We start from the raw sequence: 21,285 nt of genomic DNA on the forward strand, positions 1-21,285 counted from the left end.
TAGAGAGACGATGTTCATGAAAGTAGATATCGACACCCACGACGCACAATACGCCGACGCCTGGCAGGGCTTTCGCGGTACGGCGTGGCAAACGCAGATTAACGTTCGCGACTTTATTCAGCATAACTACACCCCTTACGAGGGCGATGAGTCTTTCCTCGCCGACGCGACGCCGGCCACCACTGCCCTCTGGGAGCAAGTGATGGCCGGGATCCGCGTCGAGAACGCCACCCATGCGCCGGTGGATTTCGACACCAATGTCGCTACCTCCATCACCGCCCACGCGGCGGGCTATATCAACCAGCCGCTGGAAAAGATCGTCGGCCTGCAAACGGACCAGCCGCTGAAGCGCGCTCTGCATCCCTTTGGCGGCATCAATATGATCAAAAGCGCCTTCGAGGCCTATGGTCGCGAAATGGATCCTGACTTTGAGTATCAGTTTACGGCGCTGCGCAAGACCCACAATCAGGGCGTTTTTGACGTCTATTCCCCGGATATGCTGCGCTGCCGTAAATCCGGGGTGCTGACCGGGCTGCCGGACGGCTACGGTCGCGGACGGATCATCGGCGATTACCGCCGCGTGGCGCTGTACGGCATTCGCTTTCTGGTCCGCGAACGTGAGCTGCAGTTTGCCGACCTGCAGCCAGCCCTGGAGCGCGGCGAGGCGCTGGAGGCCACCCTGCGCCTGCGCGAAGAGCTGGCCGAACAGCGGCGCGCGCTGCTGCAGATGGAGGAGATGGCGGCCCGCTACGGCTGCGATATTTCCCACCCGGCGCGCACTGCCCGTGAGGCGGTACAGTGGCTCTACTTCGCCTACCTGGCGGCAGTGAAGTCGCAGAACGGCGGCGCCATGTCGCTGGGGCGCACGGCCACCTTCCTCGACATCTATATTGAACGCGATCTGCGCGCCGGCTTACTGAATGAGGAGCAGGCCCAGGAGCTGATTGACCACTTCATCATGAAGATCCGCATGGTGCGTTTCCTGCGCACCCCGGAATTTGATTCGCTGTTCTCCGGGGATCCCATCTGGGCGACGGAAGTGCTGGGCGGCATGGGGCTGGATGGTCGCACCCTGGTCAGCAAAACCACCTTCCGCTATCTGCATACCCTGCACACCATGGGCCCGGCGCCGGAGCCCAACCTGACCGTGCTCTGGTCGCAGGCGCTGCCGGTGGCGTTTAAAAAATACGCCGCCCGGGTCTCTATCGCCACCTCGTCGCTGCAGTATGAGAACGACGATCTGATGCGCAGCGATTTCCACAGCGACGACTACGCCATCGCCTGCTGCGTCAGCCCGATGGTCATCGGCAAGCAGATGCAATTCTTCGGCGCCCGCGCCAATTTGGCCAAAACGTTGCTCTACGCAATTAACGGCGGGATGGATGAGAAACTGAAGATCCAGGTGGGGCCGAAAACCGCGCCGCTGCGCGATGAGGTGCTGGACTACGACACCGTGATGGCCAGCCTCGACCACTTTATGGACTGGCTGGCGGTGCAGTACATCAGCGCGCTGAACATCATCCACTGCATGCATGATAAATACAGCTACGAGGCGGCGCTGATGGCCCTCCACGACCGCGACGTTTACCGCACGATGGCCTGTGGCATCGCCGGCCTGTCGGTGGCGGCGGATTCGCTGTCGGCAATAAAGTACGCCCGGGTGAAGCCGGTACGCGACCATCACGGGCTGGCGGTGGACTTTGTCATTGAGGGGGATTATCCGCAGTATGGCAACAACGACGATCGCGTCGATGCCATCGCCTGCGACCTGGTGGAGCGCTTTATGCGCAAAATTCAGGCGCTGCCCACCTGGCGCCAGGCGGTGCCGACCCAGTCGATCCTGACCATCACCTCCAACGTGGTGTACGGGCAGAAAACCGGCAACACGCCGGACGGACGTCGGGCGGGGACGCCGTTCGCCCCGGGGGCCAATCCGATGCATGGCCGCGATCGCAAAGGGGCGGTGGCGTCGCTGACCTCGGTGGCGAAACTGCCGTTTACCTACGCCAAAGATGGCATCTCGTACACCTTCTCCATCGTGCCGGCGGCCCTCGGCAAAGCGCCGTCGGCGCAGGAAAATAACCTGGTGGGGCTGCTGGACGGCTACTTCCATCACGAGGAGACGGTGGAGGGGGGACAGCATCTCAACGTCAATGTGCTGAACCGGGAAAAGCTGCTCGATGCGATAGAACATCCGGAGCAGTATCCGAATCTGACGATCAGGGTCTCTGGCTATGCGGTCCGCTTTAACGCGCTGACCCGCGAGCAGCAGCAGGATGTGATCTCCCGAACGTTCACCAGCCAACTCTGAGCGGCCGCCGGGCCACAGGGGAGCCCTTAACGGGCTCTCCTGTTATCATCTTCACATTACCGCAACAAAATAATCACCACTGTTGATCATATTCGCATTTTTGCACCACGCTGGCGCGCAGCGAGCGCTAACTGCATCTATGTTTAGCTCACGGGCCGGTACGGATACCGCGTTGTCCGGCTCGCCACGTGATGGCAACCAATCTCCTGACCTGAAAGGGAATGCGCCCTTGCCGGATGCGGCACGGGTTGCCGTCGCGTGCGCACCGACCGGGGCGTCCGCTCTCCGGCGCGCCCTCTCTACCTGGCGGGATTTTTGCTTCTTCCACCCTGGCCGTCCTGGCGCTGCGCCTGCGTCGGCACCACACGGTAAGTGATATTTTCTGCGTCATTCCATGACGCCAGGCTCTAAATCGCTGAGGAATATCCGAATGTCTTTGAAACTGAAAACAATGACGCTTCATGTTGTGATAGCAGGTTGTATGAGCATGGCCTTTTACGCCCAGGCTGACGTGAAGATCGGCGTCGCCGGGCCCTTCACCGGCCCCAACGCTACCTACGGCGCCCAGTACTGGAAAGGGGCCTCGCAGGCGGTGGCTGATATCAATGCCGCCGGCGGCATCAAAGGCGAAAAAATTGTGCTGGTGCAGGGGGATGACGCGTGCGAACCGAAACAGGCGGTAGCGGTGGCTAACCGGCTGGTGGACGAAGCGAAAGTCTCCGCCGTGGTGGGGCACTTTTGCTCTTCCTCAACGATGCCAGCCTCCGAGGTGTATGACGAAGCCGGGATCCTGACCATTACCCCCGGCTCCACCAACCCACAGATCACCGAGCGCGGCATGAAGGATCTCTTCCGCATGTGTGGTCGCGACGATCAGCAGGGGGCGATTGCCGCCAACTATATGCTGGACGTGCTGAAGGCGAAGAAAATTGCCGTCATCCATGATAAAGACACCTATGGCCAGGGGCTGGCCGATGCCACCCGCGCAGCGCTGGCGAAGCGGGGCACCAAAGAAGTGTTGTACGAAGGCCTCTCCCGCGGTGAAAAAGACTTTAACGCCCTGGTGACCAAGATCGGCGCCCTCAAGCCGGACGTGGTCTACTTTGGCGGCTGCCACCCTGAGGCCGGCCCGCTGGTGCGCCAGATGCGCGAGCAGGGAGTGCAGGCTAAATTCTTCTCCGGCGACTGTATCGTCACCGAGGAGCTGGTGACGGCCGCCGGCGGGCCGCAGTTCACCAACGGCGTGCTGATGACCTTTGGTCAGGACCCGCGCACCCTCCCGGAAGGCAAAGCGGTGATCGAGAAGTTCCGCGCCAGCGGCTTTGAGCCAGAAGGCTATACCCTCTACGCCTACGCCTCCATTCAGGCTATTGCCGCGGCCTGGAACGCCGTCGGCACCGATAACGCCAAAGCCAGCGACTGGCTGAAGAACCACGACGTCGAGACGGTGATGGGCAAGAAAGCCTGGGATGGCAAAGGCGACCTCAAGGTGTCCGACTACGTGGTCTATCAGTGGGATGACAAGGGCAAATATCACCAGCTCTGATCGGCCACGACCTGAGGACGTTCTGTCCTTTTGACTTGCGAATCGTCACATGACGGCGGTCGACCGGGTACCCATCCCGGCGGCCGTCGGCCTGGCGGCTGGAGGGGCTATGACGGCGTTTTTTCTACAACAACTGATCAATGGGTTGACGCTGGGGGCGGTGTACGGCTTAATCGCCATCGGCTACACCATGGTGTATGGGATCATCGGCATGATCAACTTCGCCCACGGCGAGGTGTATATGGTCTCCGCCTACCTGTGCGCCATCGGCCTGGCGCTGCTCTCTTTCTTCGGGATCCACTCCTTTCCGCTGCTGATTTTCGCCACCCTGGTGTTCACCATCGTGGTCACCGGCGTGTACGGCTGGGCGATCGAGCGCATCGCCTACCGGCCGCTGCGCAACTCGACGCGCCTGGCGCCGCTGATCTCGGCTATCGGGATGTCGCTGATCCTGCAGAACTATGTCCAGCTGAGCCAGGGGCCGAACCAGCAGGGGATCCCGACGCTGCTCAGCGGCGCGCTGCGGATGACGGTGGGCGATGGGGTGGTGCAGATCACCTGGACCAAGGTGTTTATTCTCGTCGCGGCGCTGGCGGGGATGCTGATCCTGACCTGGATTATTCAGTACACCCGGCTGGGGCGCATCTGCCGTGCCACCCAGCAGGACCGGCGCATGGCGGCGATCCTTGGCATCAATACCGACCGGGTGATCTCCCTGGTGTTTGTCATCGGCGCGGCGATGGCCGGCCTGGCCGGGGTGCTGGTGACCATGAACTACGGCACCTTCGACTTCTACATCGGATTTATTATCGGCATCAAAGCCTTCACCGCCGCGGTGTTGGGCGGGATTGGCTCGCTGCCGGGCGCGATGCTGGGCGGACTGCTGCTTGGGGTGGCCGAAGCCCAGTTCGCCGGGCTGGTGAATTCGGATTACAAAGATGTCTTTTCCTTTGCGCTGCTGGTGGCGATCCTGATTTTTCGCCCGCAGGGGCTGCTGGGTCGTCCGCTGGTGGCCAAGGTCTGAGGGGGCTCTATGGGTGAACTGACGCGCCAGCCTGCGCGGGAAATCAAAAGCGCGCTGATCGACAGCGTGCTGGCCGGTCTTTGCGCATTAATTGTCTTTGGCCCGATCGTCGGCGTGGTGCTCAAAGGGTATGGCTTTACCCTCGCGCCCGCGCGGGTGGCGATCCTGGTGGCGGTGGTGATGGCCGGCAGGCTGGCGCTCAGCCTGCTGCTGCAGAGCCACAGGGGAAAAGCCTTTATTGCCCGCTTTGAGGGGGCGGATGACGGGGTGTACGTCCGGCCGCCGGGCTACCGCTCGCGGCTGCGCTGGATAATGCCGATGCTGGTGGGCCTGGCCATTGTCTTTCCGTTTCTCGCCACAAAATATCTGCTGACCGTGGCCATCCTTGGGCTGATCTACGTTCTGCTTGGCCTGGGGTTAAATATTGTGGTGGGCCTCGCGGGGCTGCTCGATCTGGGCTATGTGGCGTTTTACGCCATCGGCGCCTACGGCCTGGCGCTGGGCTACCAGTACCTCGGGCTCGGCTTCTGGGCGATGCTGCCGCTGGGGGCGGTGATGGCGGCCCTCGCCGGGGCATTGCTTGGCTTTCCGGTGTTGCGCATGCATGGCGACTACCTGGCTATCGTCACCCTCGGCTTTGGCGAAATTATCCGCCTGGTGCTCAACAACTGGGTGAGCTTCACCGGCGGCCCTAACGGCGTACCGGTGCCGTCCCCTACGCTGTTTGGCCTCGAATTTACCCGCCGGGCTAAGGATGGCGGCATCCCCGTCCATGAGTTCTTCCACGTCAGTTACAACCCCAACCTGAAATTCATCTTTCTCTACGCCGTGCTGTGCCTGGTGGTGATGCTGGTGCTGCTGGTGAAGCATCGCCTGACGCGGATGCCCATCGGCCGCGCCTGGGAGGCGCTGCGCGAGGATGAGATCGCCTGTCGGGCGATGGGGCTCAACCACGTGCTGGTCAAGCTCTCGGCGTTTATGCTCGGCGCGTCGACCGCCGGCATCGCCGGGGTGTTCTTCGCCAGCTATCAGGGATTTGTTAACCCGACGTCGTTCACCTTTTTTGAGTCGGCGCTGATCCTGGCGATTGTGGTGCTGGGAGGAATGGGCTCCACCCTGGGGGTGGTGCTGGCGGCGTTTGTCCTGACGGTCACCCCGGAGCTGCTGCGCGGGTTTGACGAATATCGCGTGCTGCTGTTTGGCGTACTGATGGTGATGATGATGATCTGGCGGCCGCGCGGCCTGGTGCGCACCAGCCGCAGCGGGGTAGCGTGGCGAAAAGGAGTCGCGCCATGACCGACAGCATCTTACGCGTTGAGCATCTGATGATGCATTTCGGCGGCATCAAAGCGCTGAATGACGTCAATCTGGAGGTGGAGCGGGGGTCGATCACCGCCCTGATCGGCCCCAACGGCGCGGGCAAAACCACGGTATTTAACTGCCTGACCGGCTTTTATCGGGCGACGGGGGGGAGCATCGTGCTGCGGGCGCGGGAAAAGGTCACCGATGTCATTCAGGTGCTGGGGCAAAAGCTTCACCCGGACGATTTTCTCCACCCGGCGCAGCTGGGGCGGCGGATCTATTACAAGATGTTCGGCGGCACCCATCTGGTGAACCGCGCCGGCCTGGCGCGTACCTTCCAGAATATTCGCCTGTTCCGCGAGATGTCGGTGATTGAGAACCTGCTGGTGGCCCAGCATACCCAGGTTAACCGCCATCTGCTGGCCGGGATCCTCAATACTCGCGGCTATCGGCAGGCGGAGAGTCAGGCGCTGGATCGCGCTTTTTACTGGCTGGAGGTGGTGGATATGGTGGACTGTGCCAACCGTCTGGCGGGAACGCTTTCCTACGGACAGCAGCGGCGGCTGGAGATCGCCCGCGCCATGTGCACCCGCCCGGAGATGATCTGTCTGGATGAGCCGGCGGCCGGACTCAACCCGGTGGAAACCCAGGCGCTGAGCCGGATTATCCGCTTTCTGCGTCAGCAGCACGGCATCACGGTGCTATTGATCGAACATGATATGGGGATGGTGATGGAGATTTCGGATCATATCATCGTGCTCGACCACGGGGACGTCATCGCCCGCGGCGCGCCGCAGGCGATCCAGGCCAACGCCAGCGTGATTGCCGCCTATCTTGGCGCTGAGGAAGAGGAGACCCGCCGATGAGCCAGCCACTGCTTGCCTTTGATGAGGTGGATGTCTTCTACGGGCCGATCCACGCCCTGAAGCAGGTCTCCCTCACCGTCAACGAGGGGGAGACGGTGGCGCTGATTGGCGCCAACGGCGCCGGTAAATCAACGCTGCTGATGTCGGTCTTCGGCCAGCCGCGCATTGCCGGCGGGGAGATTTTCTATCGCGGGGAGGCGATCAGCCGGAAATCGACCCACTTTATCGCCAGCAACGGCATCGCCCAAGCCCCGGAAGGGCGGCGCATTTTTCCCGATATGACCGTCGAGGAGAATCTGCTGATGGGGACCATTGCCATCGGCAACCGCTATCAGGCCGAGGACAAGGCCCGGATGTACCAGCTGTTCCCCCGGCTGGAAGAGCGGCGGGGACAGCGGGCGATGACCCTCTCCGGCGGCGAGCAGCAGATGCTGGCCATCGCCAGGGCGCTGATGAGCCGGCCGCGCCTGCTGCTGCTGGATGAGCCGAGCCTGGGGCTGGCGCCGCTGGTGGTGAAGCAGATATTTCAGATCCTGCGCGAGCTGACGGCCCAGGGAATGACGCTGTTTCTGGTGGAGCAGAACGCCCGCCATGCCCTCAACCTGTCGGACCGCGCCTATGTGATGGTGAACGGTCAAATCCGCCTGAGCGGTAGCGGCCAGGCGCTGCTCAACGACCCGGAGGTGCGTAAGGCGTATCTGGGGATCAGCGGCTGAGAGAGTTAATCCTGCGCTTCGTTACGGGTTTTAATGTGCTGCCAGAAACGTTCGGCGGCCTGGTTAAGCCGCGAGCCGGAGCGGTAGAGCCAGGCGCCGATCGGCAGCGACAGGCTCTCATCGAGGATCGTCAGACGGCCTTCGTCCAGCTCGCGCTGAATAGAGTACTGCGGCAGCCAGCCCACGCCGTCGCCATTGAGGATCATGCGCTTGAGCAGCTCGCTCATGGAAGAGACAAAGGTGAGGGAGAAGGTGATCTCCGGCGTGCGGTCGATGACCTGGTTCACCTGGCGCCCCATATAGCTGTCGTTGGCGTATTTCATCAGCGGCAGCACGCCGCGATGTAAATGAAACAGCGGCCGGCCATGTTCGTCGCAGGGGGAGACCAGGTGTAGGTAAGAATCAAAAATTTTATGATTAATAAACGGATAGTTCATTAATTCTTCATTATAGAAGGAGAGGATAAAATCGCTTTTACCTTCTTTCAGGTTAAATACGGCGTCGTTGACGTTAATCGATTCAACATGAAAAGTCTTATTTTTACGGTCGGTGTAACCGGCGATAATTTCCGGCAGCAATAACACCGACAGCGAAGGGGCGGCGTCGATTCTTATTTTTTGCGTGGTGTTATTTAAACCTTTAATACGGCTGATCTGAAAATCCATATCGTCGAGCATATTTCGCGCATAGCCGACAAAAATTTTCCCGCGGTTGGTCAACTGCAGGGGGTTGGCGCTGCGGTCGAAGATGCTGAATCCGAGGGAAGCCTCCAGCGACTGGATGCGTCGGCTGAACGAGGACTGGGAAATATTGCGGGCTTTGGCCGCCAGGGTAAAGCTGCGTGACTCCTCGAGAGCAATCACATCATACAGCCATTTAACTTCCAGATTTGCCAACACCGATCCAGTCCTCAAAAACGCAATAAAGGCTATGCAATTTTAGCATAGCGCATAGAAACTATGCAATTAACATAATTATCGACAGGTGTTAACATTTTTTGGAAAGTTGAGATTTATGAATGCGTATCGGCGACCCTACATGAGCACGATATGAAATCGCGACTCACGGTTATTTATTGCTTTATTTCATTGCCCCGGAATTATCTTATTCAATAGCGGGCGACGAAGACGAAAGCAATGAATAACCCAGGCCTCTTACCTTAAATAGTTTGTCAGGAGTTCCATGTCACAACAAATTGAATCAGTAAAAATGGCTCTGCAGGAGCTGGGGATTAATGCAAGCGGCGAATTGTTTTACAACCCTGATTACGATTTGCTTATTGCACATGAAACCTCCCCTGAGCTGACCGGCGCGGCCCGCGGCGTGATGACCGACTCTGGTGCTGTGGCAGTGGATACCGGTATCTTCACCGGCCGCTCGCCGCGCGATAAATATATCGTCAGAGACGAGCAGACGCGCGACACCGTATGGTGGGCTGACTCCGGCCTCGGCCGCAATGACAATAAGCCATTATCGCCAGACGTGTGGCGCAGCCTGAAAAGCCTGGTCGCAGGCCAGCTGAGCGGCAAAAAACTGTACATCATCGACGCCTGGTGCGGCGCCAGCCCGGACACCCGCCTTGGCGTGCGCTTCGTTACCGAGGTGGCGTGGCAGGCCCACTTTGTCAAAAACATGTTTATCGTGCCGAGCGCCGACGAGCTGGCCAGCTTTACGCCAGACTTCGTGGTGCTCAACGGCGCCGGCTGCACCAATGCCAACTGGCAGGCGCAGGGCATGAACTCCGAGAACTTCGTCGCCTTTAACCTGAGCGAGCGTATTCAGCTCATCGGCGGCACCTGGTACGGCGGCGAAATGAAAAAAGGGCTGTTCTCGGTCATGAACTACCTGCTGCCGCAGAAAGGCATCGCGTCGATGCACTGCTCGGCCAACCGTGGCGAAGCAGGGGACGTCGCGCTGTTCTTCGGCCTCTCCGGTACCGGCAAAACCACGCTGTCCACCGATCCGCATCGTCAGCTGATTGGCGATGATGAGCACGGCTGGGACGATGACGGGGTGTTTAACTTCGAAGGCGGCTGCTACGCCAAGACCATCAATCTCGACCCGCAGGCGGAGCCGGAGATTTATGGCGCCATCCGCCGCAATGCGCTGCTGGAAAACGTGGTGGTGCGCGCCGACGGCAGCGTGGATTATGCCGACGGCAGCAAAACCGAGAATACCCGCGTCTCCTATCCGCTGTCGCATATCGACAATATCGTCAAGCCGGTGTCCCGCGCAGGCCATCCGTCGAAGGTCATTTTCCTTGCCGCTGACGCGTTTGGCGTCCTGCCGCCGGTCTCCCGTCTGACCACCGAGCAGATGCAGTACCATTTCCTGTCGGGCTTCACCTCGAAGCTGGCGGGCACCGAGCGTGGCATTACCCAGCCGACGCCGACCTTCTCCGCCTGCTACGGCGCGGCGTTCCTGCTGCTTCACCCGACCCAGTACGCCAGCGTCCTGGCGGCGAAGATGGCGGAATCCGGTGCGGAAGCCTGGCTGGTCAACACCGGCTGGAACGGCGAGGGCAAACGCCTGTCGCTGCGCGATACCCGCAGCATCATTAGCGCAATCCTCAACGGCACCACCGGCCCGCTGCGCGATGAGGCAATCCCGGTATTCAATCTTGCGATCCCGCAGAGCATTCCGGGAGTCGACAGCGCGGTGCTGGATCCGCGTAATGGCTGGAGCTCAGCGGATAAGTGGCAGGAGAAGGCGGAGAGTCTGGCTCAGCTGTTTATGGATAACTTTAAGCAGTACAGCGATACCGAAGCGGGCGCGCGTCTGGCGCTGGCCGGTCCGCAGCTGCAGAATAGCGCGGTCGAAGCCTGATCCGCGGCCAGCAGGTCGACGCCTGGCGCCGACCTGCTGGCGAGCCGCTTTACTCCGCAAAGGCCCGCAGCGCATCGCCCGTGAGGCGATAACGCACCCACTCATCCTGCGGCTGCGCGCCAATGCTCAGATAGAAATCAATCGCCGGCTGGTTCCAGTCGAGCACGCTCCACTCCAGACGCCCGCACTGACGCTGTACAGCATATTGCGCGATGGTTTTCAGTAGCGCTTTCCCGGCGCCGATCCCGCGATAGTCGGGGGTCACGTACAGATCTTCCATATAGATGCCATTGCGGCCAAGCCAGGTGGAGTAGCTGGTGAAGAACACGGCGTAGCCCACCGCTTTGCCCGCCACTTCGCAGATCAGCGCCTCAGTTTTGCTGCTGCTGGCAAACAGCGTCTCTCTGATCTCCTCTGCCGTCGTCACCACCTCTTCGGGGGCTTTCTCGTAGACCGCGAGTTCATAAATCATGTCGTAAATGGCGGTGGCGTCGTCCGGGGTGGCCTGGCGGATCGTGATGCTCATGGGTCGTCCTGTCTGAATGGTATCGAGGAAAGCAACATTGCTGACCCAGAGCATAAGCGGTATTGTGAAAAGAATTAAGTGCAATGAAATCAGCAAATGATGAATATTATGCATCCAGTCCTGCGCCGGATTGACCTCAACCTGCTGCCGGTGTTTGACGCGGTCTATCGCTCCCGCTCGGTGCGCCTGGCAGCGGAAGAGCTGGCGATGAGCACCTCGGCGCTGAGCCATGCGCTCTCCCGGCTGCGCAGCGCCCTCAACGACCCGCTGTTCTATCGCGAAGGCCACCGGATGTGTCCCAGCGTCTATGCCAGCCAGCTGGCGCCCTCTATCGCTTCGGCGCTGAAATTTCTCAATCAGGAGCTGACGCCGCCGTCGGCGTTTGTGCCGAGCGCCAGCACCGACTGCATGCAGATTGCGATCACCGATTTCACCGCATTCTGCGTCTTTCCGACGCTGATGCACCGCCTGCAGCGGGAGGCGCCCGGGCTGCGGTTTGAGCTTCGTTATCTGCCCCATAGCCCGGCGCTGACCGAGCTGCTGGCGGGCGAGGTCGACCTGGCTCTCGGGTTCAACACCCCTGACGAGCCAGCCCATCCCGATCTTGAGGAGATCAACTGGCTGCGGGACGAATATGTGGTCATCAGTCAGGCTGACCGCACGGCGCTGACCCTGGACGCCTATCTTGCGGCCCGTCATCTGGTGGTAACCCCGTGGAATGAGCGGCAGGGGGTGCTGGACTGCGAGCTGGAGCGGCAGGGCTATTCGCGGCAGGTGGCGGTGAAAACGCCCTCGATGCTGAGCGCCCCCTTTATTATTGAGCAGAGCGATCTGCTGATGGCGCTGCCCCGGCGGGCGGCGGAGACGATGGCCCGCGCCGCCCGGCTGACCATTTTCCCGCTGCCGTTTCCGGTTCCCCCGTTTGACGTCAAGATTTACGCCCATAAACGCAGTGGGAAACGCGAGGCCACCCGCTGGCTGATCTCCCTGCTGCAGACGCTGGGGAACGTCGCCACGGCGCCGGCGCCCTGAGGCCACATCCAGGTTATTAACCTGTCGCCGCTGCGCATCGCGTTAACCGTCCCGGACCGGGCATGTCTTATACCGTCGGGGGCGCAACCGCGTACCCTGGCCTCGGTCACAAAACGGAAAACTCACATTTTCATCTCCACCACCGATGCTGAGGGTACAGAAAGTGTTAAATGATTGTATATAAAAGTAATGTTAATTAGCTAAATGTTATTTATGCGTAAATTGCATCAATGGATGCGTTTATTACGCTTATTTCATACCGGGTTCTGTTTCAGTCTTCAGCAACAGGCGCGCGACAACGCGTGGATAACAAACTGGAGACCTGCATGCATTCGACAACCTCACTGATGAGTACCCGTGATCGGCTCGGCGCCATTCTGCGCGTCACGTCCGGTAACTTTCTCGAACAGTTCGACTTTTTCCTGTTCGGGTTTTATGCCACCTACATCGCACATACCTTTTTTCCGGCGAGCAGTGAATTCGCCTCGCTGATGATGACCTTTGCGGTCTTTGGCGCCGGCTTTCTGATGCGGCCCATCGGCGCCATCGTGCTTGGCGCCTATATCGACAAGGTAGGGCGGCGCAAAGGGCTGATTGTGACCCTGACGATCATGGCCACCGGCACCTTCCTGATCGTGCTGATCCCCTCTTACCAGACCATTGGCCTGTGGGCGCCGTTGCTGGTGCTGATCGGCCGTCTGCTGCAGGGCTTCTCCGCCGGCGCTGAGCTGGGCGGGGTATCCGTCTATCTGGCCGAGATCGCCACCCCGGGCCGCAAAGGGTTTTACACCAGCTGGCAGTCGGGCAGCCAGCAGGTCGCCATCATGGTGGCGGCCGCGATGGGCTTTGCCCTCAACGCCGTACTGGAGCAGAGCGCCATCAGCGACTGGGGATGGCGTATTCCGTTCCTTTTTGGCTGCCTGATCGTGCCGTTCATTTTTGTGCTGCGCCGTAAGCTGGAGGAGACTCAGGAGTTTACTGCCCGCCGCCATCACCTGGCGATGCGCCAGGTGTTCGCCACCCTGCTGGCGAACTGGCAGGTGGTCATCGCGGGGATGATGATGGTGGCGATGACCACCACCGCGTTCTACCTGATCACTGTCTATGCGCCGACCTTTGGCAAAAAAGTGCTGATGCTCAGCGCCTCTGACAGCCTGCTGGTCACGCTGCTGGTGGCGATTTCCAACTTCTTCTGGCTGCCGGTGGGTGGGGCGCTGTCCGACCGCTTTGGCCGCCGACCGGTGCTGATTGCCATGACGCTGCTGGCGCTGGCTACTGCCTGGCCTGCGCTGACCATGCTGGCGAACGCGCCGAGCTTTTTGATGATGCTGAGCGTGCTGCTGTGGCTGTCGTTTATCTACGGCATGTACAACGGGGCGATGATCCCGGCGCTGACCGAAATTATGCCCGCCGAAGTGCGCGTGGCAGGCTTCTCGCTGGCCTATAGCCTGGCGACCGCGGTGTTTGGCGGCTTCACGCCGGTGATCTCCACGGCGCTGATCGAATATACCGGTGATAAAGCCTCCCCTGGCTACTGGATGAGCTTTGCCGCCGTCTGCGGTCTGCTGGCCACCTGCTACCTCTATCGCCGCAGCGCCGTCGCGCTGCAGACGGCACGTTAATCAGGGAGAGGATGATGCGTAAAACGACAGGAACTCTGCTGGCCACGCTGCTGCTGGCCGCCACCGGCGGCAGCGCGCTGTCCGCTGAGGTCACCGTGATGATCTCCGGCGGCTTCAAAGCGGCGCTGGAAAAGCTGGCCCCGGCGTGGGAAAAACAAACTGGCAACCATCTCGTGGTGATCCCCGGTCCGTCAATGGGGAAAACGCCGCAGGCGATCCCTAACCGCCTGGCGCGGGGCGAACACGCGGACGTGGTGATTATGGTCGGCGACGCGCTGACCAACCTCGAGAAAGCGGGCCGAACGCAGCCGGATTCCCGCCGGGAGCTGGCCGACTCGCCCATCGGCGTGGTGGTGAAAGCGGGAGCGCCGCTGCCGGCCATCCGCAGCGCAGACCAGCTGCGGGCGGCGCTGCTGGCTGCCCCGTCGGTCGCGTACTCCGACAGCGCCAGCGGACGCTATGTCAGCTCGACGCTGTTCCACCGCCTGGGCATTGATGAGGCGATGCAGAGCAAAGCGCAGATGGTGGAGCGTATTCCGGTGGCCTCGGAAGTGGCGAAGGGACGTTATGCGATCGGTTTTCAGCAGGTGAGCGAACTGCTGCCGGTGCCCGGCGTAACCTTCGTCGGCGAACTGCCGGATAACCTGCAGTACATCACCCGCTTTGCCGGGGCGGTGACCGTCAGCGCCGACCACCCGCAGGAAGGAAAGGCGCTGCTGACCTATCTGGCCTCACCGGCGGCGCAGGAGACCATCCACGCCACCGGTATGCGAAGCGTGGCCGCCGCTGCGCCGGTCAGCCAGAAGGATACTGTTCAATAATCAGCTTCTCCAGCTCTGCCGCTACGTAGGACTGAATACGGCCGCTGAGGCGGATCAGGCCTACCGTGCGGGTGACCACCGGGTCGGTGAGCGGCACGGCGCGGAGAACGGAATGCTCCCCAGCGGGCATTGACATCGCGGGCACGGCGGCAATGCCGATGCCCGCTTCCACCATCCCCAGCATCGTGGTGACGTGGCGGGTTTCGCAAATGCTTGGCCGCGCCGGCGTCAGATGCGCCAGCTCCCGGTCGAGCAGCGTCCGGTTGCCGGAGACCCGATCGAGGCCAATATAATCCTGTTCAAAATATGCCTGCCAGCTGAGGTGCGTCCTGCCTGCCAGCGGATGGTCATGCCGACAGGCGGCGACATAGCGGTCGTCGGCCAGCGGGGTGAATTCGATGCTGGCCGGCAGGTTTTTGGCAAAGCAGAGCCCAAAGTCAGCCTGTCCGCTGCTGACCGCCTCGATCACATTCCCGACGCTGCTGTCAATCAGCCGGATACGCACCTGGGGATAACGCGCCTGAAAGCTGCGGATGATGTCCGGCATAAAGTAGTAGGCGGCAGAGGGTACCGTCGCCACCGTCACCAGCCCGGTGCGCGCCTTGCTGACCTGGCTGATATCCGCCAGCACCGTCTCGACGTGGGCCAGCAGCTGCTCTGAACGTTCGGCAAAATTCTGTCCATACAGCGTAAGGGTCACGCGGCGGGTGGTGCGCTCGAACAGCCGGTTGCCCAAGGCGGTCTCCAGCTTTTCGATGCGCCGGCTGAGGGCCGACTGCGACAGGCAAATGGATTCTGCGGCCAGCCGAAAGCTGCCATACTCCATCAGGGCGCGAAAGGCATAGAGATCGTTGAAGTCAAAATTTACGGGCATGGCGGCGGCATCCTTATCGGCTGTCTGACGCCTCGCCCCGTCCGGTGAGGGGCGATGGCGACGAAAATCGGCTCGGCAGGTGACTGGGCGCGCGGCTGACCGCACGCCGGGTCGTCAAACCTTGAGCAGTTTTACCGTGGCATCGATATCGATTTCGTCTTCCGAGAAGATCAGGGTTGTCCCCTGAAAGGTGGTGATCGCCAGCTTTTTCACCGAGCGCATCTCTCCCGGCTGCACCGTGGATTTTGGCCGGATGCTGTTCATCAGCAGCCCGACCGACAGCACCGCGTTTTCTTTATCCACGCGGGTCTCGACCGGCTCTTCTTCCCGGTAAACCACATAGGACTTGATGGAGGTCAGCTTCAGCCGCTCGCCGGCGATATAGATATATTTGCTCTCCGGAATGACCTTGACCGCGTAGGCCGACAGCCCTTTATTGTTGGTGGTTGGTTCGAAAGTCACCGCCGCGTCTTTCTTGATGAGATCGGGATTGGCGACCTTAATCACATGAAAATACCGGTTTTCGCCGTTTTCATCTTTGATAAATCCAAAACCTTTATCTTTAAACCACGTTGTGATTGTTCCGTTCATCGCCATTACCGTTCTTACTCGTTGGTTAACTCAAATTTTGCAGCGCGCAGTGTAAAGCACATTGCCTGCGCAGACCATGCCTTTACGATAAGTGTGGGTGATAAATGACACCGCCGCGAGGGCGGATCGTGCGCCAGCGTCGTACCGGCGGACAAAATGGGGTACTATCGCCGGCCACTCCTTCTTCGGGCCGCCTGATGTCCACCATTATCGATACCTTTGTCGCGCCGCCGTGCCGCGACCAGATCACCCTCTTATATCAGGATGAACACCTGCTGCTAATCAATAAACCGGCCGGGCTGCTGAGCCTGTCAGGCAAAGATCCGCGCAACCTCGACTCTGTCCATCATCGACTGGTCCAGCGCTTTCCGGGCTGTACCCTGGTACACCGCCTTGACTTCGGCACTTCCGGTCTGATGGTGGTCGCCCGCAACAAGGGGATTAACGCTGCGCTGTGCCAACAGTTCAGCCAGCGCACGGTGGGTAAGGTCTATACGGCGCTGCTGTGCGGCCATCTGCCGGAAGATGAGGGGGTCGTGGAGGCGGCGATCGCCAAAGACCCGGCCCGTTTCCCGCGCATGTCGATCAGTGTCCGGCACGGCAAACCGGCGCGTTCGCGCTACCGGGTCATTGACCGCCTGTACCAGACGCGGGAAGGGGAGAGGGCGCTGGCGCTGACGAGGGTGGCGCTTACCCCGGAGACCGGGCGCACCCATCAGCTGCGGATCCACTGTCAGCTGCTGGGCTATCCGATCCTTGGCTGCGATCTGTATGGCGGCCGGGAATTGCCGGGCACGGAACAGGCTCCGCGGCTGATGCTGCACGCCAGCGAGCTGCGCTTTGTCCATCCCGTCAGCCGCGAGCCGATGCATATCCAGCAGGCAAGCTCGTTCTGATCGCCTGCCGCCGGAAGCCCGCGATCACCACATCAGGTCGTCGGGCACCTTAAAGTCGGCGTACGGATCGTCTTCATCCTGTTCATCCTGACTCAGGGCGCTGTGCAACACGATGCTGCTGGCATCGCGCTGGGCAATTTTCTCTGCCACGACCGCCGGAATAATCGCATACTCCCCTTCAGGTTTGTTATCCACCGCCAGGCGGGCAATCGCCAGACGGCCGTTAATCAGCTGGGTTTGGGTGGTCTTGTCGACCATGATTTTTTTGATCAGATTATTATCGGTAAAGTTAAAGCCGATATCGCCCCGGGCGACCGTAATGCGGTTCATCTCAATCAGCTGCTTGACCTGGGCTTTATACTCTTTCGCCAGCATCGCCTGCTTTTGCTGCTCGCTGAGCAGTTTATCGCGCTCCAGCTGGGCTTTTTTATTCTCTTCCACCGCTTCCCGGGCCTCACGGGCCTGCACGCGGGATTTTTTCGCCGTTCTCTGGACTTTGGCCATTTTTTTGCTGCTGACCAGGCCGGCTTTGAGCATCTGCTCTTGTAAGGTAAGTTTTGTCATTTGCGTATCTGAAGCTTAGGAAACATCTGGCCAGTATACCTGCATTGGCGGAAACGACGCCAGACCCGCGGACGTGCTGGGCCGCTGTGGCCAGTAGCGCGATACTGGCGGGGGATTACTCCCGGGGCTGGAGCTGATAAATCCAGGCGCTGACCTGCTGTCCATCGTCGGTGGTCACCTCAACCGACACCCGATCGTACCCCTCCTCAAACTCGTCCAGCATGGGCCAGTGCGCCGCCAGCCGGTCGGACAGGAACAGATAGCCGTTGACCCGCGGGCCGTTGGCGTCGAGGACGATCCCCGGAAAATCAGCGGCAGCGCCCCAGCCGCGCGCGTAAAAGGTGCCAGTGACGTAGCCCGGACGCCACTCGCCCCCGATCGTCTCCAGAATATGCGCATTGCTGCGACCGGGACAGAGCGTCCCATAGACAAATAACGGTTTCATTGTTCCTCTCGCGATCGTGACTTCATCCGCCCACAGCGGAAACCCAAAATACGGGGTAATGTAGCGCCTGGCAATGGCCGGGTGTTGATCCGCCACCTCAACCGCCAGCAGTACCTTGACGCTCGCTAATCCTCGCGCTGACAGACATCATGATGACAACACATACAGACCTCCGCTATTAAACCGGTGGCGACCCGCGCACGCTGGCCGATTTTATTGCGCTGCGTGCAGAAATGAACAAGCTCAACCACCCGGCGCGGCCGAATATTAACTGGCCGTATGCCGAGCAGCTTGCCCGCGGAACACCTCACCGGCTGGGCGGAGGGCATGCGGCAGCTGCAACGGCTCGCCGGTCAGCTCAATGCCCTCGACGAGCAGAAGGGGAAGCACCTGACGGTGAGCGAACTGAAAACGGCGGTGTTTGCCATCATGCAGTCGCTTAACCGCGCCGTTCCGCTGGAGGAGCAGCTGCGCGAGGTGGCCGCGCTCCCCGTGGGTCAACCCTGGTCTGCCGCCCGCGGCAGCCTCGCCGAACTGCATCTGCAACAGCCGATCGTGGAGAATGCCCTACTGAAGCGAAATCAGCCGGCCTCGCCGCCCGCTGCGCTCCCCGAAACCGGTGAGGCCTTGATGAGTGAGGCGGTAAAATAAAATGTGCGCATGGCAACATTTTCTTTACATCATGATTGCAAGAACCGAACGCCCTTCGTAGTCTGAAAATGATTTAAATATACCGTTTGTATTTATATTGAAAATTTTATTTCGACCTCTGAGGGCATGCTATGAAGCACTGTAAAATCATCCTGTTAGTAGGCCTTCTGGCCAGTTCCGCTTCGGCATTAGCGGATAAGATCGGCGTCTCGATGGCTTACTTCGATCAAAACTTTCTCACCATTATCCGTCAGTCCATTGAGAAAGAAGCTCAAGCCCGTCACGTCGATGTGCAGTTCGAAGACGCCCGCGGCGACACCGGACGCCAGGCCGATCAGGTGCAGAGCTTCATCGCCTCCGGCGTGGACGCCATCATCGTGGACCCCGTGGACTCCGCCAGCACCCCGCAGCTGACGAAGATGGCGCAGCAGGCCAGAATGCCGCTGGTGTATGTGAACCGGACGCCGGGGGATAAAACGTTACCGCCTGGCGTGGTGTTTGTCGGATCGGACGAGCGGGAGTCCGGTACATTACAGATGGAAGCGCTGGCGAAGCTGGCAAACTACAAAGGCAACGTCGCCATCATGATCGGCAATCTCACCGATGCCGGCGCGCTGCAGCGCACCAAAGACGTAGAGCAGGTGGTGGCCAAATACCCGGCGATGAAAGTGGTGCAGAAACAGCCGGCCAACTATTCCCGCAGCGAGGGAATGGATCTGATGCAGAACTGGGCAGGTAACGGGGAAGAGATTGATATTGTGGCGGCGAACAACGATGAGATGGCGATTGGCGCGGCGATGGCGCTGGAGAAGAGCCAGAAGAAGTTGCTGATCGGCGGGATCGACGCCACGCCGGATGGGCTAAAAGCGTTGGCCAGCGATAAGATCCAGGTAACAGTCTTCCAGGATGCCGTTGGTCAGGGCAAAACGGCCTTAGCGGTGGCGCTGAAGCTGATTAAAGGAGAAAAAGTCGAGTCCCATGTCTGGATCCCGTTTGAGTTAGTGACCAAAGAAAATATGCAGACCTATGTGGAAAAGAGTCATTAACGGCAAGGCGGAAGTGTTCGAACTTTGCTGATAAAACCGGGCTGAGAATGTGTCGCCCGGGCAATGAAACCGGAGGATAAGACATGGCAATGGCAAAAAGCGGTTATACGCTGCAGGTGATAAAGGCAGGGCAGCAGGGGCATGTTGAAATGAGGTGGGGGCATCTCGCGGAAGTCGATACGCGCGCGGCGGCGGCGACCATCGCGCAGCATATCGGGCGACCCTCGTCTGCGGCGGATCCGCAGGAGATTAGCCTGTCGCTGACCAATGCTGCCAGCGGCATCTCGGTGGAGCTTCATCACCCGGCCTCAGGGGAAAGCGCCACCCCGGCTTTTATTGAGGACGAGTTAAAAAAGATTGTGCAGATCGTTGATGGCTACGAAGCGGCAGAAGAGACCCATATCGTGGAGTAGCGCGCCGTCTGGCGCACGAAAAAAAATCCACGCCGGAGCGTGGATTTTTTATTACTCGATGGCGGCAGAAATGCCAGCCAGCGGGATCAGACGTTGAACAGGAAGTTCATCACATCGCCATCTTTGACGATGTAATCTTTACCTTCAGCGCGCATTTTACCGGCTTCTTTCGCGCCCTGTTCGCCTTTGTAGGCGATAAAGTCTTCATAAGCGATGGTCTGCGCGCGGATAAAGCCTTTCTCGAAGTCGGTGTGGATCTTACCGGCTGCCTGCGGCGCAGTCGCCCCTACCGGGATGGTCCATGCGCGCACTTCTTTCACCCCAGCGGTGAAGTAGGTCTGCAGGTTCAGCAGGGCGTAACCAGCGCGGATCACGCGGTTCAGACCCGGCTCTTCGAGGCCCAGCTCAGCCATAAACTCGTCACGTTCTTCATCGTCCAGCTCGGCGATGTCCGATTCAACCGCGGCGCACACCGGCACCACCACAGACCCTTCCTGCTCGGCGATGGCGCGAACCTGATCGAGGTACGGGTTGTTCTCGAAACCGTCTTCATTGACGTTCGCGATGTACATGGTCGGCTTCAGGGTCAGGAAGCTCAGATAGCGGATGGCGTCTTTCTCTTCTTTGGTCAGATCCAGCGCGCGCAGCATACCGGCGTTTTCCAGCTGCGGCAGGCATTTCTCCAGCGCGGCCAGCTCAACTTTCGCGTCTTTATCGCCGCCTTTGGCTTTTTTGGAGACGCGGTGAATCGCGCGTTCGCAGGTATCAAGGTCAGACAGCGCCAGTTCGGTGTTGATAACGTCGATATCTTCCGCCGGGTTCACTTTCCCCGCGACGTGAATGATATTGTCGTTTTCGAAGCAGCGAACCACGTGACCGATAGCTTCGGTTTCGCGGATGTTGGTCAGAAACTGGTTGCCGAGACCTTCGCCTTTGGACGCGCCTTTAACCAGGCCCGCGATATCAACGAACTCCATGGTGGTCGGCAGGATACGCTGCGGTTTGACGATTTCAGCCAGCTTGTCCAGACGCGGATCGGGCATCGGTACGACACCGGTGTTCGGCTCAATGGTACAGAAGGGGAAGTTGGCCGCTTCAATACCCGCTTTGGTGAGCGCATTGAACAGGGTGGATTTGCCGACGTTGGGCAAACCGACGATACCGCATTTGAATCCCATGATTTAAATCACCTTAATCTTTGGATAATCAATCT

At 60.0% G+C, this 21,285-nt stretch carries 21 protein-coding genes and 1 pseudogene; 14 read left to right on the plus strand and 8 right to left on the minus strand.

Annotation, left to right across the window (positions count from 1 at the left end):
* Nucleotides 1-16: 16 nt before the first annotated feature.
* Nucleotides 17-2,311, plus strand: coding sequence for a formate C-acetyltransferase (gene pflB, locus ABLV76_RS01140; RefSeq protein ID WP_017899864.1), 2,295 nt, complete (start codon nt 17-19; stop codon nt 2,309-2,311).
* A 51-nt stretch (nt 2,312-2,362) separates the two neighbouring features.
* Here pflB and ABLV76_RS01145 read toward each other — a convergent pair whose 3' ends face one another.
* Nucleotides 2,363-2,509, minus strand: a complete 147-nt coding sequence (locus ABLV76_RS01145) for a hypothetical protein (protein WP_032425919.1) — start codon at nt 2,507-2,509, stop codon at nt 2,363-2,365.
* Between the two features lie 289 nt (nt 2,510-2,798).
* On the opposite strand from ABLV76_RS01145, the gene ABLV76_RS01150 reads away from it, so the two are divergent.
* The 5 genes from ABLV76_RS01150 (at nt 2,799) to ABLV76_RS01170 (ending at nt 7,765) form a co-directional block, all read left to right on the plus strand.
* A complete protein-coding gene (locus ABLV76_RS01150; protein ID WP_025999207.1) occupies nt 2,799-3,857 on the plus strand; it encodes a branched-chain amino acid ABC transporter substrate-binding protein in 1,059 nt (352 codons plus the stop codon).
* 109 nt (nt 3,858-3,966) lie between these two features.
* On the plus strand, nt 3,967-4,881 hold the full coding sequence (locus ABLV76_RS01155; RefSeq protein ID WP_017899862.1) for a branched-chain amino acid ABC transporter permease: 915 nt from the start codon (nt 3,967-3,969) through the stop codon (nt 4,879-4,881).
* Between the two features lie 9 nt (nt 4,882-4,890).
* Nucleotides 4,891-6,177, plus strand: a complete 1,287-nt coding sequence (gene livM, locus ABLV76_RS01160; RefSeq protein ID WP_004203256.1) for a high-affinity branched-chain amino acid ABC transporter permease LivM — start codon at nt 4,891-4,893, stop codon at nt 6,175-6,177.
* The gene (locus tag ABLV76_RS01165; protein ID WP_004203255.1) at nt 6,174-7,049 is read left to right on the plus strand and encodes an ATP-binding cassette domain-containing protein; all 876 of its coding nucleotides are present in this window, start codon (nt 6,174-6,176) and stop codon (nt 7,047-7,049) included. The genes livM and ABLV76_RS01165 overlap by 4 nt, the downstream gene beginning before the upstream one ends.
* On the plus strand, nt 7,046-7,765 hold the full coding sequence (locus ABLV76_RS01170) for an ABC transporter ATP-binding protein (RefSeq protein ID WP_032456283.1): 720 nt from the start codon (nt 7,046-7,048) through the stop codon (nt 7,763-7,765). The genes ABLV76_RS01165 and ABLV76_RS01170 overlap by 4 nt, the downstream gene beginning before the upstream one ends.
* 5 nt (nt 7,766-7,770) lie before the next feature.
* On the opposite strand, the gene ABLV76_RS01175 is transcribed toward ABLV76_RS01170, so the two are convergent.
* On the minus strand, nt 7,771-8,664 hold the full coding sequence (locus ABLV76_RS01175) for a LysR substrate-binding domain-containing protein (protein ID WP_004203253.1): 894 nt from the start codon (nt 8,662-8,664) through the stop codon (nt 7,771-7,773).
* 283 nt (nt 8,665-8,947) lie between these two features.
* Here ABLV76_RS01175 and pckA point away from each other — a divergent pair, with 283 nt between their 5' ends.
* Nucleotides 8,948-10,591, plus strand: coding sequence for a phosphoenolpyruvate carboxykinase (ATP) (gene pckA, locus ABLV76_RS01180; protein WP_004203251.1), 1,644 nt, complete (start codon nt 8,948-8,950; stop codon nt 10,589-10,591).
* Between the two features lie 49 nt (nt 10,592-10,640).
* Here the strand turns inward: pckA and ABLV76_RS01185 are convergent, their stop codons facing one another.
* Nucleotides 10,641-11,117, minus strand: a complete 477-nt coding sequence (locus ABLV76_RS01185) for a GNAT family N-acetyltransferase (protein ID WP_004203250.1) — start codon at nt 11,115-11,117, stop codon at nt 10,641-10,643.
* A gap of 99 nt (nt 11,118-11,216) precedes the next feature.
* Between ABLV76_RS01185 and ABLV76_RS01190 the strand changes: the two genes are divergently transcribed.
* From ABLV76_RS01190 to ABLV76_RS01200, 3 genes are all read left to right on the plus strand, one after another.
* Nucleotides 11,217-12,149: a LysR family transcriptional regulator gene (locus ABLV76_RS01190; RefSeq protein WP_348878154.1), complete on the plus strand. Its 933-nt coding sequence runs from the start codon at nt 11,217-11,219 to the stop codon at nt 12,147-12,149.
* 326 nt (nt 12,150-12,475) lie between these two features.
* Complete coding sequence (locus ABLV76_RS01195; RefSeq protein WP_004203248.1) at nt 12,476-13,771, plus strand: MFS transporter; 1,296 nt, start codon at nt 12,476-12,478, stop codon at nt 13,769-13,771.
* Nucleotides 13,772-13,782: 11 nt separating this feature from the next.
* Nucleotides 13,783-14,592: a substrate-binding domain-containing protein gene (locus tag ABLV76_RS01200; protein WP_074194058.1), complete on the plus strand. Its 810-nt coding sequence runs from the start codon at nt 13,783-13,785 to the stop codon at nt 14,590-14,592.
* On the opposite strand, the gene ABLV76_RS01205 is transcribed toward ABLV76_RS01200, so the two are convergent.
* On the minus strand, nt 14,567-15,466 hold the full coding sequence (locus ABLV76_RS01205) for a LysR family transcriptional regulator (RefSeq protein ID WP_017899856.1): 900 nt from the start codon (nt 15,464-15,466) through the stop codon (nt 14,567-14,569). The two genes, ABLV76_RS01200 and ABLV76_RS01205, sit on opposite strands and share 26 nt — an antisense overlap.
* A gap of 114 nt (nt 15,467-15,580) precedes the next feature.
* On the minus strand, nt 15,581-16,063 hold the full coding sequence (locus ABLV76_RS01210) for a cold shock domain-containing protein (RefSeq protein ID WP_004203243.1): 483 nt from the start codon (nt 16,061-16,063) through the stop codon (nt 15,581-15,583).
* 191 nt (nt 16,064-16,254) lie between these two features.
* Here ABLV76_RS01210 and ABLV76_RS01215 point away from each other — a divergent pair, with 191 nt between their 5' ends.
* On the plus strand, nt 16,255-16,953 hold the full coding sequence (locus ABLV76_RS01215; RefSeq protein WP_032456279.1) for an RluA family pseudouridine synthase: 699 nt from the start codon (nt 16,255-16,257) through the stop codon (nt 16,951-16,953).
* A 24-nt stretch (nt 16,954-16,977) separates the two neighbouring features.
* Here the strand turns inward: ABLV76_RS01215 and ABLV76_RS01220 are convergent, their stop codons facing one another.
* Together ABLV76_RS01220 and ABLV76_RS01225 are read right to left on the minus strand one after the other, a co-directional pair.
* Nucleotides 16,978-17,517: a DUF2058 domain-containing protein gene (locus ABLV76_RS01220; RefSeq protein ID WP_004203232.1), complete on the minus strand. Its 540-nt coding sequence runs from the start codon at nt 17,515-17,517 to the stop codon at nt 16,978-16,980.
* Nucleotides 17,518-17,632: 115 nt separating this feature from the next.
* A complete protein-coding gene (locus tag ABLV76_RS01225) occupies nt 17,633-17,962 on the minus strand; it encodes a gamma-glutamylcyclotransferase family protein (protein ID WP_004203231.1) in 330 nt (109 codons plus the stop codon).
* A 288-nt stretch (nt 17,963-18,250) separates the two neighbouring features.
* On the opposite strand from ABLV76_RS01225, the pseudogene ABLV76_RS01230 reads away from it, so the two are divergent.
* From ABLV76_RS01230 to ABLV76_RS01240, 3 genes and pseudogenes are all read left to right on the plus strand, one after another.
* Nucleotides 18,251-18,613, plus strand: a pseudogene (locus ABLV76_RS01230) (VasL domain-containing protein); the annotation flags it as partial.
* A gap of 131 nt (nt 18,614-18,744) precedes the next feature.
* Nucleotides 18,745-19,659: a sugar ABC transporter substrate-binding protein gene (locus ABLV76_RS01235; RefSeq protein WP_004203227.1), complete on the plus strand. Its 915-nt coding sequence runs from the start codon at nt 18,745-18,747 to the stop codon at nt 19,657-19,659.
* Nucleotides 19,660-19,742: 83 nt separating this feature from the next.
* Nucleotides 19,743-20,072, plus strand: coding sequence for a DUF1869 domain-containing protein (locus ABLV76_RS01240; protein WP_004203225.1), 330 nt, complete (start codon nt 19,743-19,745; stop codon nt 20,070-20,072).
* An 86-nt stretch (nt 20,073-20,158) separates the two neighbouring features.
* Here ABLV76_RS01240 and ychF read toward each other — a convergent pair whose 3' ends face one another.
* On the minus strand, nt 20,159-21,250 hold the full coding sequence (gene ychF, locus ABLV76_RS01245) for a redox-regulated ATPase YchF (protein WP_348878137.1): 1,092 nt from the start codon (nt 21,248-21,250) through the stop codon (nt 20,159-20,161).
* Nucleotides 21,251-21,285 lie beyond the last annotated feature (35 nt).

The organism is Klebsiella sp. GB_Kp047, from assembly GCF_040065235.1.
In the GTDB taxonomy this organism is placed as follows: domain Bacteria; phylum Pseudomonadota; class Gammaproteobacteria; order Enterobacterales; family Enterobacteriaceae; genus Klebsiella; species Klebsiella quasipneumoniae.